14 protein-coding genes and 1 tRNA gene are annotated in these 17,347 nt (G+C 37.6%); all 15 read right to left on the reverse strand.

The annotated features are described in order from the left end of the window. Window positions 1–102: 102 nt before the first annotated feature. Entirely contained in the window at window positions 103–1,791 is a 1,689-nt protein-coding gene (locus E7K77_RS03405) for a glutamine--tRNA ligase/YqeY domain fusion protein (RefSeq protein WP_195394635.1), read from the reverse strand. 82 nt (window positions 1,792–1,873) lie between these two features. Beyond that, window positions 1,874–2,923: a 2-hydroxyacid dehydrogenase gene (locus E7K77_RS03410; RefSeq protein WP_195394634.1), complete on the reverse strand. Its 1,050-nt coding sequence runs from the start codon at window positions 2,921–2,923 to the stop codon at window positions 1,874–1,876. A 123-nt stretch (window positions 2,924–3,046) separates the two neighbouring features. Continuing rightward, window positions 3,047–3,514: a large conductance mechanosensitive channel protein MscL gene (mscL, locus tag E7K77_RS03415; protein ID WP_278604567.1), complete on the reverse strand. Its 468-nt coding sequence runs from the start codon at window positions 3,512–3,514 to the stop codon at window positions 3,047–3,049. A 284-nt stretch (window positions 3,515–3,798) separates the two neighbouring features. After that, window positions 3,799–5,466: an ATP-dependent nuclease gene (locus tag E7K77_RS03420; protein WP_004696557.1), complete on the reverse strand. Its 1,668-nt coding sequence runs from the start codon at window positions 5,464–5,466 to the stop codon at window positions 3,799–3,801. Between the two features lie 171 nt (window positions 5,467–5,637). Continuing rightward, window positions 5,638–6,525 (reverse strand): DMT family transporter, encoded by an 888-nt coding sequence (locus tag E7K77_RS03425; protein WP_004696559.1) that lies wholly within the window; start codon window positions 6,523–6,525, stop codon window positions 5,638–5,640. Between the two features lie 212 nt (window positions 6,526–6,737). Beyond that, window positions 6,738–8,237 carry a threonine synthase gene (gene thrC, locus E7K77_RS03430; protein ID WP_278617783.1) on the reverse strand — a complete coding sequence of 500 codons (1,500 nt, stop codon included), beginning with the start codon at window positions 8,235–8,237 and terminating at the stop codon, window positions 6,738–6,740. A 182-nt stretch (window positions 8,238–8,419) separates the two neighbouring features. Then, window positions 8,420–9,361 carry a Dyp-type peroxidase gene (locus E7K77_RS03435; protein ID WP_008714341.1) on the reverse strand — a complete coding sequence of 314 codons (942 nt, stop codon included), beginning with the start codon at window positions 9,359–9,361 and terminating at the stop codon, window positions 8,420–8,422. A gap of 281 nt (window positions 9,362–9,642) precedes the next feature. Next, window positions 9,643–9,718: transfer RNA gene (locus tag E7K77_RS03440), tRNA-Lys, on the reverse strand. An 83-nt stretch (window positions 9,719–9,801) separates the two neighbouring features. Further along, on the reverse strand, window positions 9,802–10,104 hold the full coding sequence (locus E7K77_RS03445; RefSeq protein WP_008714343.1) for a hypothetical protein: 303 nt from the start codon (window positions 10,102–10,104) through the stop codon (window positions 9,802–9,804). Between the two features lies 1 nt (window position 10,105). After that, window positions 10,106–11,071 carry a GTP 3',8-cyclase MoaA gene (gene moaA, locus E7K77_RS03450; protein WP_215675472.1) on the reverse strand — a complete coding sequence of 322 codons (966 nt, stop codon included), beginning with the start codon at window positions 11,069–11,071 and terminating at the stop codon, window positions 10,106–10,108. Between the two features lie 26 nt (window positions 11,072–11,097). Next, a complete protein-coding gene (locus E7K77_RS03455) occupies window positions 11,098–11,538 on the reverse strand; it encodes an MOSC domain-containing protein (protein WP_278617785.1) in 441 nt (146 codons plus the stop codon). 214 nt (window positions 11,539–11,752) lie between these two features. Beyond that, window positions 11,753–13,081, reverse strand: coding sequence for a nucleobase:cation symporter-2 family protein (locus E7K77_RS03460; RefSeq protein WP_278617786.1), 1,329 nt, complete (start codon window positions 13,079–13,081; stop codon window positions 11,753–11,755). A gap of 180 nt (window positions 13,082–13,261) precedes the next feature. After that, a complete protein-coding gene (locus tag E7K77_RS03465; protein WP_195213091.1) occupies window positions 13,262–13,879 on the reverse strand; it encodes a cyclodeaminase/cyclohydrolase family protein in 618 nt (205 codons plus the stop codon). 158 nt (window positions 13,880–14,037) lie between these two features. Then, window positions 14,038–15,708 (reverse strand): formate--tetrahydrofolate ligase, encoded by a 1,671-nt coding sequence (locus tag E7K77_RS03470; RefSeq protein WP_278617787.1) that lies wholly within the window; start codon window positions 15,706–15,708, stop codon window positions 14,038–14,040. Between the two features lie 249 nt (window positions 15,709–15,957). Continuing rightward, complete coding sequence (locus tag E7K77_RS03475; protein WP_077708600.1) at window positions 15,958–17,232, reverse strand: SLC13 family permease; 1,275 nt, start codon at window positions 17,230–17,232, stop codon at window positions 15,958–15,960. Window positions 17,233–17,347 lie beyond the last annotated feature (115 nt).

The following is a 17,347-nucleotide window of genomic DNA, read 5'->3' on the forward strand; positions in this document are numbered from 1 at the left end:
ATCTATTGTCATTAAAGTATTTATAGTAATAACCCAGTGTTAAAGAACCGCCCACCAAGGAGCGGTTCTTTAACATTATAGTAATATAAAATAAGCGTTATATTATTTCTTTTGTGCCTTAGCCCAACTATCGCGTAAACCAACAATACGGTTCATCACAATATGGTCTGAAGTACTGTCTTTATCAGTTACAAAGTAACCTTGACGCAAGAATTGGAAATGATCACCTGGTACAGTTGTAGCAAGACTTGCCTCACCTTTACTATGGAATACTTGTAAAGACTCATGATTAAAATCACCTAAGAAATCTTTGCCATCAGAATCTTCTTTGAGCAGGTAATCATATAAACGGGATTCAATATCTACTGCAGTAGATGCTTCAACCCAATGTAATGTGCCCTTAACCTTACGTGTACAACCGCTACCGCTCTTAGTTTCAGGGTCATATGTACAGTGAATTTCTGTAATATTACCATTTTCATCTTTAATAACATCAGTGCATGTAATGAAGTAAGCTCCTTTCAAGCGTACTTCTTTACCTGGTGCCAAGCGGAAGAATTTCTTAACTGGTTCTTCCATAAAGTCATTGCGTTCAATGTAGATTTCACGACCGAATACAACTTCACGGTTACCCAACTCTTCATTTTCTGGATTGTTTTCAACTGTGCAAAGTTCAGTTTGACCTTCTGGATAGTTCGTAATAATAACTTTCACAGGATCAATAACTACCATAGGGCGTGTAGCTTTGAGTTTCAAATCTTCACGGATACAGAACTCAAGCAAAGCAATATCAACAACGCTATCAGCTTTAGCAACGCCAATACGATCACAGAAGTCACGAATAGATTCTGGAGTATAACCACGACGGCGCAAGCCTGAAATAGTTGGCATACGAGGATCATCCCAACCAGCTACGAGACCAGCTTCAACAAGAGCACGCAATTTACGTTTGGACATAACCATTTTAGTTACATTCAAGCGAGCAAACTCAATTTGTTGAGGAATTTCAGTATCATCCCATTCCTCTAACACCCAATCATATAATGGCCGGTGAACTTCAAATTCTAATGTACAAATAGAATGCGTAATGCGTTCAATAGCATCTTCAATAGGATGGGCAAAATCATACATAGGGTAAATTTTCCACTCATTACCCGTATTATGATGCTCTGTATTTACAATACGATAAATAACAGGATCACGCATTACGATATTAGGATGCGCCATATCGATTTTTGCACGCAATACCTTTTCCCCATCTTTATACTTGCCAGCTTTCATTTCTTCGAAGAGCATCAAATTTTCTTCTACACTACGATCACGGTATGGACTATTGACACCAGGAGTAGAGAAATCGCCACGATTTTGTTTAATTTCATCTGCAGTTTGATCATCTACATAAGCTTTGCCAAGCGTGATTAATTTCTTAGCATACTCATACATTTGGTCAAAATAATCAGATGCATAACGTGGTTGTTCATTCCAATCAAATCCAAGCCATTTAACATCTTCCATGATGGAGTTTACATATTCGACATCTTCTTTTACAGGATTTGTATCATCAAAGCGAAGATTTGTTAAGCCATTGTATTGTTTACCAATACCAAAGTTGAGGCAAATAGATTTAGCATGTCCAATATGCAAGTAACCATTTGGTTCTGGTGGAAAGCGAGTCAATACACGGCCACCGTATTTGCCAGTTTCGTTATCTTTGTTGATAATAGCTTCAATAAAGTTAACAGATACAACTTCTTCAGGAGCTACATCTTTTTCAATGTCTTTATGTTCCAACGTTCTTACCTCCATAGGAAAAATATTCTTTTATTTTACCATATTTTGTATAAAACCGCATATCTTTTAATGTCTTCCACTTTTAGTCGAAATCAGTTAAATCAACGCCAGCCTTTTTAAGCTCTTCTAGCGCAGACTCTACATCCATTTGAGGTTTCTTATAATTTACTTCTTCATTTACACATGTTTTTAAAGGTTTCTTATAAACGCCGGCAATAATATTGTCTGCTGTCAAAATAGACATATCTAAACGAGTTCGATCTGTATAAGAACCAATATGTGGTACAATGAGGCAATTTTCTACATCTAATAATGGATGATCCACTGGTAATGGTTCTGGATCCGTTACATCAAGGGCTGCATAATCGATTTCACCCGTTTTAAGGGCATTGATAAGTGCCTCTGTATCTACTATAGGTCCACGACCAACATTAACAAATAAAGCGGTATTCTTCATTTTCTTGAAAAACGCTTCGTCACACATATGATATGTTTCATCTGTCAATGGAGCCATAACGCATACTACATCACTAATGGCTAATAAATCATCTAACTCCATATAAGTAGTCTTATGAATCTTATCATCCAAACGTTGATTACGATTATGATACACAACAGTCATACCAAACGCACGGGCACGTCGAGAAATGGATACGCCGATAGCCCCCATGCCAATGATACCAAGAGTGCGACGACTTAAATCAAAACCTTTAATATTAGAAGGTCTTTGAGCCCAACGACCGTCTTTTACAAAGTTAGCATTTTCTATAATACGACGACTAGCCGTGGCAATCAACGTAAACGCAAGTTCTGCTACCGTTTCATTGAGAACACCTGGCGTATTGCCATAAGGAATACCTGCCGCTGTTAGTTCATCAATATTTACATTATCATAACCTACGGCCGCTTGTGCTATAACCTTTAAATTTGGCGCATTCTTTACAAGATCACCATCTACATCTAAAGGTCGTACACACCACAAACCATCCGCATTAATGAGCCATTCCTTCAGTACCTCACGAGGCATCACTGTTTTTTCAGTCCATTGGCGCACATCTACATGCTCTTTTAAATATGCAATCGCATCTTTGCGAACCAGTCCATTTACTACTACTAGAGGTTTCTTTTCCATGTATATCCCTCCCTAAAAAATTCTATATATTATAATTATATTTTATACTAGAAAGCTAACGTAATACAACAAAAAGGAGTAAGGCCAAAACCTCACTCCTTTTATGTATAATTTAAATTTGAACTAGTTCAAATCTGCAGTACAGTTAGGACATTTAACTGCATTAATATTGATTTCAGATTTACAGAATTGACATTCTTTCGTTGCAGGTGCTTCTGCAACTTCCTCTTCTTTCGCGGATTTCATCATTTTAGCCAAACCACGAACCATCAAGAATACAACAAATGCCAAAATCAAGAATTGAATCAAATCAGTAATAAATGTACCATATGGCAATACAGATCCAGCTGCACGAGCTGTAGCAATATCAGCGCCAGCCATGAATGCATCTTTAGAACCTGTGCTCAATGGCAAATACAAATTACTAAAATCAATACCACCTGTGAATATACTGAGAACAGGCATGAATAGGTTGTTTACAACAGAATTAACCAATGCTGTGAAAGCAGCACCAATAATCATACCAATAGCTAGGTCCATCATATTGCCTTTGAAAGCAAATGCTTTAAAGTCGTTTAAAAAGTCTTTCATTTTCATACTCCTAGATACGTTTAATTGAGAATGCATTAATAACAGTACTAATCATAAAATAAAGATAAAAAGATGTCAAGAAATTTCGATGTAGTTTTTAAAATTTAGTTAATATAGTTTTTCATAATTCTATCTATTATTGTAATAAATCACGTATTATGCGTATTTTTTGCACCATATTTTCTATGCCTACACTCTAAAACGCTTTGATACATACTAGAAAATAGAGCCTAACCAAACTTTGGTCAGACTCTATTAATTAGAAGTATTAATGTATTGTTCCATTAACCTAAACCTAGTGAAAGAAGTTTAGCACGCTCTATTACTGCAATAAATGCAGGTGGTATCATGGAAGCATCTAAGAATTGACTAATACGACGCCCTACAATTACCCCTTTATTGGCATAGAACCAAGAGAAGTAATAAATATGTAAATCATCTAACTTACGATCCGAAATATTCGATAAACATCGTTGTACAATTTGACTTTTAGTAATACCTAGTTTCGCATAACCACGACGTGCCATGTCCTTTGTTACCATTGGCCGAGCATCATCAATAATATCCTTGATAATGGCATCCATTATGGAACGCTTGTGCATCGCAAGCAAATACGATACAAAATCCATTTCAAAACAAATTTCTTGTGTGTAAAATATATTGCTATGTGCTTTTGCATACTTTCCCTCTACATCTCGATCATAGAGAGCTACTGTTGGAATAGAGAATCTATTAAATAATTTTTGTAATTTACTAATAGAAGACTCTCCTCGGGCATTGATAAGACAGATGCCAAAGTAATCAAAATCTACCCCCAATCGTTTACCAAAACCTGCAAAGCTACCGTACTCTGTCTCTCCTTCTACAATGATAATACACCGAGCGTAGAGCGCCTCCTTAGCCTCTGGAAAATGCATAATCAAATGTTTCTCTACCTCTTTAGGGAAGTTAAACGTAACCCCACAAGCTGCACAGACCATATTATTTTCATCCCGATAAAGGCGAATAATGTGCCGATAATCATCAACAAGCGCATCTGTACTATGTGTAACTACAAAAAGTTGTCCTAACAATCCATCAATTTTAAATACATCTCGCAACAACGATAAAAACTCTTCATTTTCATTAGTTGCAATTTGGCGGTAATAATTGAGCACAGCCCGTTGCAAATAAGGGCTTAAATGTAGCTCTGGCTCATCCACACTGATAAAGATTGGTAAAAACTTGCGACCCTTTCCATCATATACAAGTAAAGCTTCTAGATTTGTAGTCGCACTACTCACCTTCATATAGATTTGAGCTAAAATTTTAAGAGCCACAGCCATTATTAAACGCACATTATCAGCAGAATACTTGCGTTCTATAGCAGAAGATGTAGACAACACCTCTATAAGGTGTTGAATATTGAGCATACAATAGGGATCTAAATCCTTGCGTAAACTGACAATTTCACGCTGCAAATCATCAGTCGCCATTTCTAATCGAGATACATAAGCTTGTAAGAGATGTCCTAATTCAATATATACAGCAGAGGGTATAGAAAATAGCTCTTGCTCTGATGTATCGCGATGACACACATATAAGGCATGACGAATCATAGATAACGCCATAGGTTCAATCCCTGCATCAGTGACTCTGTATAATCGTGGATATACCTCTTGTACAACTTGTTCAAGTCGTAAACGGTAGGTGGGGCCTTCATCAGCAGTATACATGCTTTTATAATTTAACTCACCTAAAGATATTTCAAAATCAATGCGGATAGGCTTGTTTACATCCGTGAAATCACTTTCAATGAACCCATGGCACTCCATGATAATTTCTAAGAGATCTAGAAAATTAGACTTACCTACTGCATTCTCACCGACAAAGTAATTAATATCATTGTGAAAGCTTAGTGTTACATCGGCTAAGTTCCTATAGTTTTCAATATGCATCCATTTTATATACATAGCTCCTCCGTCTGTAGCTACTTTCAAAATGAAAGAGCTCTAGTATATTTCATTACCACAAATCACTAACTAATACCCTTGTATTATCTCTTTTATGTAAAAAGGTGCTAATCACGAATGTAATCAGCACCCCACTGTCATATACAATCTGATATTGTATATATTCGACATTTATTTGATTTTATCCTCTATGACCTTGCCCTCTCTTAATGGACCACTCTGTTCTTTAAGACGCGCCAACATAACAGAAGATATAAACATGGCAATACCAGCACCCACTGTGGCTATGGATAAACTTTCACCAAAGATCAAGAACCCGTAGAAGGAACTAATAAATACGCCAACGTATTGCAAGAATTGAGCCACTACAGCATTGGTCGTAACAAAGGCTCCGGTCAAGAAAAACTGAGCCACTACACTAATACCACCGATAGCAAAGATAATTAGCCAGTCTGTACCTTGAGGCATAACGAGCTGTTCTGTAGTGACGAGGCCCGCAATCATACCAGTAATCATAAAATAGGCCATAATTTCAAAATTACTATGTTGTCCGCGTTTACTAATAGTTCGTATTGTCGTATAAGCCGCCGCAGCTAGAGCAGCACCTAAAATTGCTACCAAGGCATACCAAGAAAATGATTCATAACTAAAAGGATTTACCATTACTAAGACAGCAATCAAAATAACTCCGAGCCATTTGCCAGCCCCTTTAGGTATCGATTCCTTCAGAAACAGAGCACTAAAGATAAAAACAAATATTCCTGTCGTCTGAAATAGAATTGTTGCATCAGATAATTTTATGTGTACCAAAGCAATAAAATTACAGACCATACCAAAACCGCCGTATAGGCCACGCATGACAAGGAGCCCCCGATCCTCTTTTGAAAATCGGATTCCCTTCACATACATGATAATGAGCACCGCAACAGTCCCAAAGAATCCACGGGCAAAAGCGATCTCCCCAGGTGGAATATTCGTCCCCAACAGTTTTACGAATACATTCATCGTACTAAACAAAAGTGCAGATAACAATGCATATATAAGGCCCTTTTTAGCCATAGCCCCTCCTATAATTATATTTCTCTATATAATTATAAACCCATATTTCTATAAATAATGGATACATCAATACATACTAACAAAATTCCATATCATATATGATGAATGTTAATTTAATGAGAAAATGAATTAAATTGGTTAATCAATAAAAAATGGTTACTCAATAAGAAACATATAGATATGCCGCCCTTCTAATGAAAGGCGGCATTGTATTATTTAGAGAATGTATCTACAAAATCTAAGATTTCTTGTTTCATATTCTCTTTGTCGATTGCTTTTGTAAAGCGCAATGGTTTGGATTGTAAGGCTTCCAATTGTTTAGGGAAGGCAACACCCGTTACAGTAGAGATATTATCTAAGCTTTCATAAGGAGTCTCGCCTACCTTGATATCCAATGCCTCACAGATTGGTGTAGGGAATTTAAATGGATGTGCTGTAGATGCAATCACTGTATGACGAGCGCCATCTTCAGGATGTTTCTCCAACTCCTTCATATAGGCCCCCATAGCAACCGCCGTGTGAGGATCCATTACATAACCGTAAGAATTGTATACTTGTTCAATGATTGCTTTCGTTTCTTCATCATCCACATAGGCACCAGCAAAATCAGTCTTAATACGTTTGAACTCTTCTTCATTAACAGTTAATTTGCCTGTTGCTTTAAGATCTTTCATCCATCCTGCTGTACGTTCGCTATCTTCACCAGAAATATAATATAAGAATCGTTCAAAGTTAGAGGACTCAAGAATATCCATAGATGGAGAAATCGTCGTATAGAATGGGCGGTTCATATCGTAGGTACCGTTTTCAAAGAAGTCAGTAAGTACGTTGTTTTGATTGGACGCACAAATCAATTTGCCGATAGGAATCCCCATTTTTTTAGCATAGTAAGCAGCCAAAATATTACCGAAGTTACCAGTTGGAACTACAACATTGAAAGCTTCGTCTTCATGGATTGCACCTTGTGCAACCAGTTCAGCATAGGCATTTACATAGTAAACTACTTGTGGAGCTAAACGACCAATATTGATAGAGTTCGCACTAGAGAACATAACCCCTTTTTCAGCAACCTCTTCTGCAGTTACTTTATCAACAAAGAGACGTTTCAAGAATTGTTGCGCATCGTCAAAGTTACCATGAATGGCTGTGACATTGACATTCGCCCCTTCTTGTTTTTGCATTTGTTCCGCTTGCATAGGACTAACGCCATCAGTTGGGTAAAATACCTGAATATGAGTGCCAGGTATATCCTTGAAGCCTTCAAGAGCTGCTTTACCAGTATCACCAGAAGTAGCCGTTAAGATAAGAACTTCTTTTTTCTCACCTTCCGCCTCTTTAGCTGCCACTAACAAATATGGGAATAAGGACAACGCCATATCTTTGAAAGCTTGTGTGCGGCCATGGAATAGTTCCAATACGGAAACCTTTTCCAATAAAGAGTGTAATGGTGCAATATCACGGGTGCTGAAATTAGCATCGCAGTAAGCAGAATTAATCATTTCATTTAAATGAGCTTCAGAAAAGCATGGAAACAACTTTGCTAAAACAACGGCTGCTACTTCTTGGTAGTTTTTATCTTTCACATCATTATAAGTTAAGCAGTTTGTAGGGAATAAAGATGGTACATATAGGCCACCATCCTCTGCCAATCCGTGCAACAATGCATATGTTTCATTTACCGCAACGGTACCGCGGGTGCTAGTATAATTCATAGAATACCTCATTTATAACTACAATGGATTTTTACGAGTTTAATAGATTTATTATAGCATAAAAGCGCCCACTTGGGGCGCTTTCTATAGAATTATATAATAAATTTTAATCTTGTAGATAGAACTAAACATTACTAGCTAATTAGATAAATGTTTAGTCTCCACCATCAATTAGAAATCGATTATAGTTCACCTTCTGCAATAGCATCCAATGTATCAAGAGACGGAATGAAAAATAGCATGCCCGTAATAGGCTTAGAATAATCAAGCAATTTATCATTTTGTGTAAACATATTGGTAAGCATTGTTTTGGTCACATCCCAGTAACGAGCATAACCTATAAAGTATGTGCCTCGAACACCTTGACCAGGTTGAGCAAATGGAACATTCATACGAACGATCTTATGTTCTTCATCATCACGATTGTCTTGAGCCACTACATTGTGAGCTGCCGGGTCTTTTTCGTCATCCTCTAATTCGATATCACTAAATTTGCGGCGGCCAATGAATTTCTCTTGCATTTCTGTAGGAAGTGCACGCCATGCATCAAGATCATGTTCATATTTCTGTGCAAATGCATAAGAGCCATTAGTAAATTCAGGATCTTCATCTCCAATAACGCCCCACTCTACAGCCTCTTGGCCAACAGGGTTTTCCGTACCATCAACGAAATCAATAATCGCACGACCTTGTTCGTAGTGGAAGCCATGGGTTTCATCTACAACAGATGTAATAGGGCGTAAGAACTCCATAATTTGATCTACTACAGTATACGTAACAGATTCATCATTAGAGCGGACATGCAAAAATAAGTCAGCTGCTACAGCGGGTACATCTTGTTTATCACCTTTTATGCCTTCGAAGTCTTCTAACTCTTTTGGTACCGGTGCATTAGGGAACAAATAATCCCATGCCTTACGGCTAAAGCCAAAGGCAATGCCCAAACCTTCCCCATTAGCGCGAATACTAACAGAACGTTTAATGGCTTGAATACGATCTGCCATATCTTGAATCACTTCAAGCTCTGCCTCATGATCTTTACGGTTTAATAACAAAGTGGTGAAGTTGACACTTTGGCCAGCATCTTTATACACATCTTGTGTTCTAGAAACATCTACTGCCATTTGGTACCTCCTAGTGAGAAAACTATTATAAAACCATCATAAGCTATTATAGTTTTACTGTCTATAAAATATATTATATTGTATCAATACTATATTCAATTAATATCAAAGTTTATAAACTTAATTAAATCAATGACTACTCGTTTGAGAAAAATAGGATTAAACCACAACGTATTTTAACCATGTAAATAACTATATAAAGGCTAAAAAGATATGTAAAAAGCTAAAAGAAAAATATTTACACAAAAAAAGAACTCACACAAAATGTGAGTTCTTTACTCTGGTGGACCACCAGGGGTTCGAACCCTGGACACCCTGATTAAGAGTCAGGTGCTCTGCCAGCTGAGCTAGTGGTCCATGACATGAATAATTATATGCTTATTTTATAGGAATGTAAAGAAAATTTATTACACTCCTATAAAATATCAACATTCATATTATTAATATTGTAATACCCAATCCTTCATAATATTACAGGCCTCAGTAGGGAGTAGATCACTAGTCCCTACGCAGTTTTCACCACTATATAGTTGAAGCACACTATGAGTGCGACTTACTTCTTTTACAATAACATTCGTCAAATTAGACTTAGGAACGCTAAACTGTAACCCATAACGACCAAAATAAGTAAATACGGTTTCTTGTGTATTGTATTCTATATGGACTTGAAGCATCTTGCCTCCAGGCCAGCATGATTCAACATTCTCCTTTGATCTAGGCTTTAAAAAATCAAAAAATCCCATACTACCCTCCGATTCGCCACATTGGACGCTCAGGTTGATCCATACCTATACCATCATGTCGTTCTTGTTTTCGTTGCAAAGCACGTTCAATATGATTAGCTAAGTCCTTTATAGATACACCTTTGCGTACGAGTGATACGAGATCAGCCTCATCATCTCGCAACAAGCACAATCGCATTTGACCGTCAGATGTAAGACGTACACGATTGCAAGTGTCACAATAGCTATGAGACATAGAGAATATAAAGCCTACAGCCTTACCACTAGGTAGTGCCAAATATGTAGCAGGACCAAAGCCATAAACAGAATGAACCTCTGTGAGAGATCCGCCACTAACGCGTTCTAGTTGTTCCTTCCATTCATCAAAGGTAGGCCCATGAAAGGCATCACCTTGGAACGGCATGTATTCAATAAATCGCCAAACAACAGGCCATTTTTCAACATATTGTAATAAAGATTTAACTTCATCATCGGACCAATAACGAGATAAAACCGTATTAATCTTAACGGATTTAAAGTTAGCATTAATAGCACTACGTATACCGTCGAGGACGGACTCCAACTGTCCCGCTTTACCAACACAGGTGGCAAAAGCTTCAGTTTCAAGAGAGTCCAAACTAATATTCACACGATTCAAGCCAAGTTTTTTTAACCGTTGCGCTCGTGAGGCTAATAAACTACCATTGGTAGTCATAGAAATATCTTCAAACCAACCTGTTTCTTTAATACGACCTAGTAACTCTTCGATATGTGGATAGAGCAAAGGCTCACCGCCTGTGAGGCGTACTGCCTTCACACCAATATGATGGAAGGCCCCTAATATATTCATCCATTCATCAACAGATAATAGTTGTGTTTGACTTTGAGGAGTAATTTCTGCAGGTCGGCAGTAGGGACAACAAAAATTACACGCATCTGTCAACGACAGACGTACATATTCAATTGTACGGCCCCATGCGTCTTTCATAATACACCTCGTTTACCAACTCAAAATTATTTAATAATAGATACTTCATCACCTACGCGAATCGTACCGTTTTTAAGAACCTTACCAAAGATACCTTGTGTAGGCATAATGCAAGAACCAACTTGTTTCATGATTTCGCAACCATGATGGCATTCCTTGCCAATTTGAGTAATTTCAAGAATAACATCAGTCCCTACTTGTAAGTGAGTCCCTACAGCTAATTCATAAAGAACCATACCTTCTACTGTAATGTTTTCAGCAAAATCACCAGGTTTTACATCTGCCCCTTGTGCCCGCATATGTTCAATACTAGCGATACCAAGTAAGCTGATTTGGCGGTGCCAATTTCCTGCATGAGCATCTCCCTCCATCCCATGATCTACAATGAGATTGGCGGATTCAATATTATGTTTTTTTTGCCCTTTTTTCTCACTAATGGAGATAGCAATAATCTTTCCGTCTGCCACGTGCCCCTTCCCTTCTTATAGGAACATTCCATATACATAACTTTTTATAAACACTTAATTGTAAATCCAGACTGTATTCCTATTTTATGAAAGTATCACAAAATAGTTCTACAATTATCTATATATTATAACATAGTATTCATACATTTTCCCTGTGAATTTAATCACTAAAAAGAACTCTATTCTATAGGAATAGAGTTCTCGTATGTATTATTTAGCGACGACCCATTTCTTGAATTTCATCGCCATGATTAACACCATTGAGTAATAAGTTAAGCAAGATTGCCGTAATACTACCAAAGGTAATGCCAGATTTTAAAATAATTTGTGCCCAATCAGGGAAATTAGCATAAAAGTTCGGCGCCGCAATAGGGATCATAGCCACTCCAATACTAATCGCCACAAGCATCAAGTTATGATTACCATCAAAACTAACCTTGCCAAGAGAGCGGATACCACTGGCAACAATCATGCCAAACATAGCAATGCCAGCACCACCGAGTACTGCATTTGGAATACTAGCAACAATAGCGGCTAACTTAGGGAATAAACCTAACAAAATTAAGATTACTCCAGATGCAGCTACTACAAAACGACTTTTAACACCTGTAACCGCAATAAGTCCTACATTTTGAGCAAAGGCTGTATATGGGAAACTATTAAGAATTCCCCCTATTAAAGTAGAGATACCATCGGCACGAATAACAGAGGCTAATTCTTTTCGACCTATTGGCTTATCCACAATTTCACCAATAGCAATACTATCACCTGTCGTCTCTACCATAACAACGAGCATGACGATAATCATAGATAATACAGAAGCCCAGTCAAAGGTTGGCAAACCAAAATAGAATGGTTCAATGAAAGCAACCCATTGAGATCGACCAACTTCATCAAAATTAGCAACACCCATTGCAAAGGCAATTGCTGTGCCTGCGATCAAGCCTATTAATACAGAAAGATTACTTAAGAAACCTTTAGCAAACTTGTATACAAAGACAACAATTAAGAACGTAAGAAATCCAAGTCCTATGTTCGTATAACTTCCAAATTCTGGATTTCCTACACCACCCCCCATCCAATTAATGGCAACTGGCATCAAATTAATCCCAATAAGAGTAATTATTGTTCCCGTTACAACAGGGGGAAACAGTCGAATTAGACGGCTAAAGAATAGAGCTACTATAAAAGTAAATAGACCTGCTACAATAATGGCACCGTAAATGGCAGTCATACCATGCTGTGCCCCAATCATAGTCATAGGTCCGACAGATGCAAAGGTAACACCTTGGATCATAGGAATACGCCCACCTATATTACCGAAGCCTAATGTTTGAATTAAGGTCGCAATGCCGCAGGTAAACAAGTCTGCTGTAATAAGTCGAATCAAGTCCTCCACCGGTAAATTCATCGCCTGTGCCACAATAATCGGTACCGCAACAGCTCCAGCATACATAGCAAGTACATGCTGTAAACCAAAGGCAAAGAGCTGTGGTATGGGCAGCATGCTATCGACCGTATTCATTTGTTTTTGATCTGTCATAATGTCTCCTACATAAAATCTCGAAATATCACCCGTTTATTTTACACTATCGTTCGGATTTTAACAATACAAAAAAGAGAGTCTATTATTTTATATGTATTAATAGGCTCTCTTTATATTATTTCCCGAACTTTTATAGTTTGCTCGGTTATATTATTGGATTTATATTATAATCTCTTATTATTCATATAACCCTATGATAGACGACTCTTTAACATCAAGATCTTTTTCAATGGCATACATCTTAGATGTTAGTTCTGCTACAAAACTTTCATCTTTAATACCAGATAAATTAATACGCACATTCAAAAAAGCTGATTTCACCGCAGCACGCGCATTAATAGCAGCAATAATACCATCTGTAATAAGGTTTTGATTCCCCTTACGAGAGGCTAGTTCTGCTAAATCAAATATTTGATTCGCTAATTCTCCAATCTCAAAAGGTACCATAGCCGCATCTTTGTAAGCTTGTTGAATAGCAGCTGTACGCGCAGCCTTTTCTTCATCTGTATTCTTTGGCAATCCTAAGGCGTTCATAAAGATGTTAAATACATCTGCATCAGCTTGAGATAATTCGAGCATGCGCTCGCGAATCGCTTCTGCTTTAGCTTGAAGCTCCTCCATTTCGGTCTGAACCGCTTCATAACCTTTTTTACCAAATGTAAGGTTTGCTACCATTTCTGCTAAAGCCGCACCTGTTGCGGCAGTTAGTGCTGCAATAGCACCACCACCTGGTGTTGGCTCTTTAGATGCAGTAGCAGCCACAAAATCTATCACTCGTTGTTCCACTAATTTCATAACAAGGCCTCATGTAAAAGCGATAACAAGATATGTCTTGTTATCGCTTTGTAATTACTATAAAAATCTACAAATATTGAACACAATAAAAATATAACTAATTATAGCAGACACTATAAATCTCCAGTTAAGAAACGTTCTACTATAAACAATATCTATTAAAATAAGCCTTTAATTGTGCCGTCTGCTTCAATATCCATATTAAGAGCAGCAGGACGTTTAGGAAGACCTGGCATTACCATTACATCACCTGTACGACATACAATAAAGCCTGCCCCATTGGCAACACGAATATCGGATACAGTAATAGTGAATCCTGTTGGAGCCCCTAATAATGCTGGATTATCAGATAAGGAATATTGCGTTTTCGCCATACATACAGGCAAACGATCCAGTCCCCAATCTGCTAATTGTTTAATTTGCTTTTTGGCTTTGTCCGTAAAGATAACTCCATCGCCACCATAAATAGTTTTAACGATTTTATTAACTTTATCCTCTAAACTATCTTCCAAATCATATACGAATTTAGGTGCTGGCTTAGGGCCTTCAAGTAACTCTACAACTTTTTTCGCCATATCAGTGCCGCCTTCGCCGCCCTTTTCCCAACATTCATTAAGCTCTACAGGCACGCCAAACTCATCACATAGGCGAGTCAACTCAGCAATTTCTGCATCTGTATCGCTAGCAAATTTATTGATTGCCACTAATACAGGCACATTGAAATAACGCATGTTTTCAATTGCTTTTTGCAAGTTACTGAAACCTTTAGTTATGGCTTCAACATTTTCTGTATTCAACTCTTGTTTTGGTACACCACCATGCATTTTAAGAGCTCGTAATGTAGCTACGATGACGATTGCATCAGGGAAAATATCGCCGTATCGGCATTTAATATCAAGGAACTTTTCAGCACCCAAGTCAGCGCCAAAACCGGCTTCCGTAACTACGATATCACCAAGCTTAAGTCCTAGTTTTGTAGCTACAATGGAGTTACAACCATGAGCGATATTGGCAAAGGGACCACCGTGAACAATAGCTGGTGTATGTTCCAATGTCTGTACAAGATTCGGCTTGATAGCATCTTTCATAAGGAGAGCCATTGCCCCTTGGCAACCAAGTTGATGAACATAAACAGGATCACCTGCTAAGTTACAACCGATAACGATGCGACCAAAACGTTCTTTCAAATCTTCTAAATCCTTAGCTAAGCAAAGAATAGCCATGATTTCAGAAGCTACAGTAATCATAAAATGATCTTCCCGAGGGAATCCACATACTTTGCCACCAAGAGCCACCGTCACATTGCGAAGAGCACGATCATTCATATCCAGAACACGAGTCCATGATAATTGACGCAAGTCAATTTGCAATTCATTGCCTTGATGGATGTGATTATCAATCATAGCGGATAATAAATTGTTAGCCGCTGTAATAGCATGCATATCACCTGTAAAGTGAAGATTGATGTCATCCATAGGTACAACTTGAGCATAACCGCCACCTGCTGCACCACCTTTAATCCCAAAAACAGGTCCTAAGGATGGCTCACGTAATGTAGCAATTGCATTTTTACCGATTTTTTGTAAACCTTGTACGAGACCAATGCTCGTTGTAGACTTACCTTCCCCTGCTGGTGTTGGCGTAATCGCTGTGACTAGCACTAACTTACCATCTGGCTCAGATTCTAAACGACGAATAGCATCAAAAGAAATTTTAGCTTTATAATGACCATATTGTTCAATGTCATCAGGTGTTAAACCACATTTATTGGCAATAACCTGAATCTTTTCCATTCTATTCTGTTGGGCAATCTCAATATCGCTTAACATAAAGCCTCCTCGGCACCATGGCCAGCTCAAAAACTATATAACAACTATGAAACCACATTCAATGTCTACTGTAGATGTATATTTGTACAACTACAGTAATCTATTATATATGAAAGTAGCCCTTATGTCTAATCAATTCTTACCTATCTATACATTATATTAACTTATTACTAAAATATTCTCTCCCAATAGTACAAAAATAAAACCGCCACCTATGGTGACGGTTTTGTATGACTAACCTTTATATAATTATGGGTTAAACGGGAACAAAATCGGTAACAACACTAAAGATACAATTGCAGATACTACAATTAACGGTACGCCTGCTTTTACATAGTCTTTAAAACTATACCCAGCTACATTATATACCATAGTATTTGCAGGCATCCCTATAGGTGTACCATACGCAAGAGAGCTAGAAATTACGATGGCAACAAGAATCGCTTTAGGATCAAAACCTAATTGAGATGCTAGAGACAATCCGATTGGAGCTAGCAATGCAACATCTGCTGTATTGGACATGAAGTTTGTCATAAATACAGATAGGAAGAAAAGTACCGCTAATAATGCCAATGGATTAGGTGTATCCCCCAAAGCATCAACAATAAGATTTGCAATATATGCACCTGCCCCAGATTTTACCATTGCTGTGCCAAGAGCTAAGGAACCTACAAATAATAAAATAGTCTTCATATCAATAGACTTAACTGCTTCGTTTTCGGTAATAACTCCTGTCGCTACGATAACAAGTGCGCCTACCCAGGCACTAACCGCTAAGGATACGCCAATTTGTTTTTCAAAAATCATAGCAGCGATAGTCAACACCAATACCAAACCAGCTACCCATTTTTTCCAAACTGGAACATGACTGAAATCAGCATTTTTTTGATAGTTTGGATCAGGTTCACGCGTTGGAACTTCAGGTAAGAATCTTTTACCAATGAATGCATAGAATAAAGTACCTACGATAAGCATAGGTAAACCTACTTCACCATAAGCAAAGAAACTAAAGGATCCAAGGCCGGCTTCTTGCAAATTAGAATTTGCAATCATATTACCAGGAGAGCCAATCATAGAAATATTCCCCCCCATAGCAGCGGCAAATACGATTGGCATTAAGAATTTAGTTTGGTTAAAACCACCCTTTTTGCAAATACCAATAACAACAGGAATCATAACCGCTGCAGTACCTGTATTAGATAAGAAGCCAGACATAATACCTGTAAGCATCATAATAGCAATAATAAGGATAGTTTCATTTTTAGCAAATTTATTAACAACGTTACCAACATCAACAGCTACACCTGTTTCAAAGAAAGCAGCGCCGATAATAAACATAGCAATAAACAAAATAACATTAGAGTCAACGAAACCTTTAAAAGCTTCCGCTGCAGTTAATACACCAGAAAGATGTAATCCAACGGCCACAATCATAGCCGTAATAGACAATGGAATTTTCTCCAATGCAAACATTACGATTGCAAATACAAGAAATCCCAGTGTAATAGCAATACTATAATCCATGAGAATTCCTTTCATGGTAGTCATACTCTTATAGTATATCTATATGAAGATACGCTGTAAATCACAAAACAATATTATTAATAATTATTTCTCATATAGATATATTTACAAGTTA

This window comes from Veillonella parvula, from assembly GCF_032577575.1.
Taxonomy (GTDB): Bacteria; Bacillota; Negativicutes; order Veillonellales; family Veillonellaceae; genus Veillonella.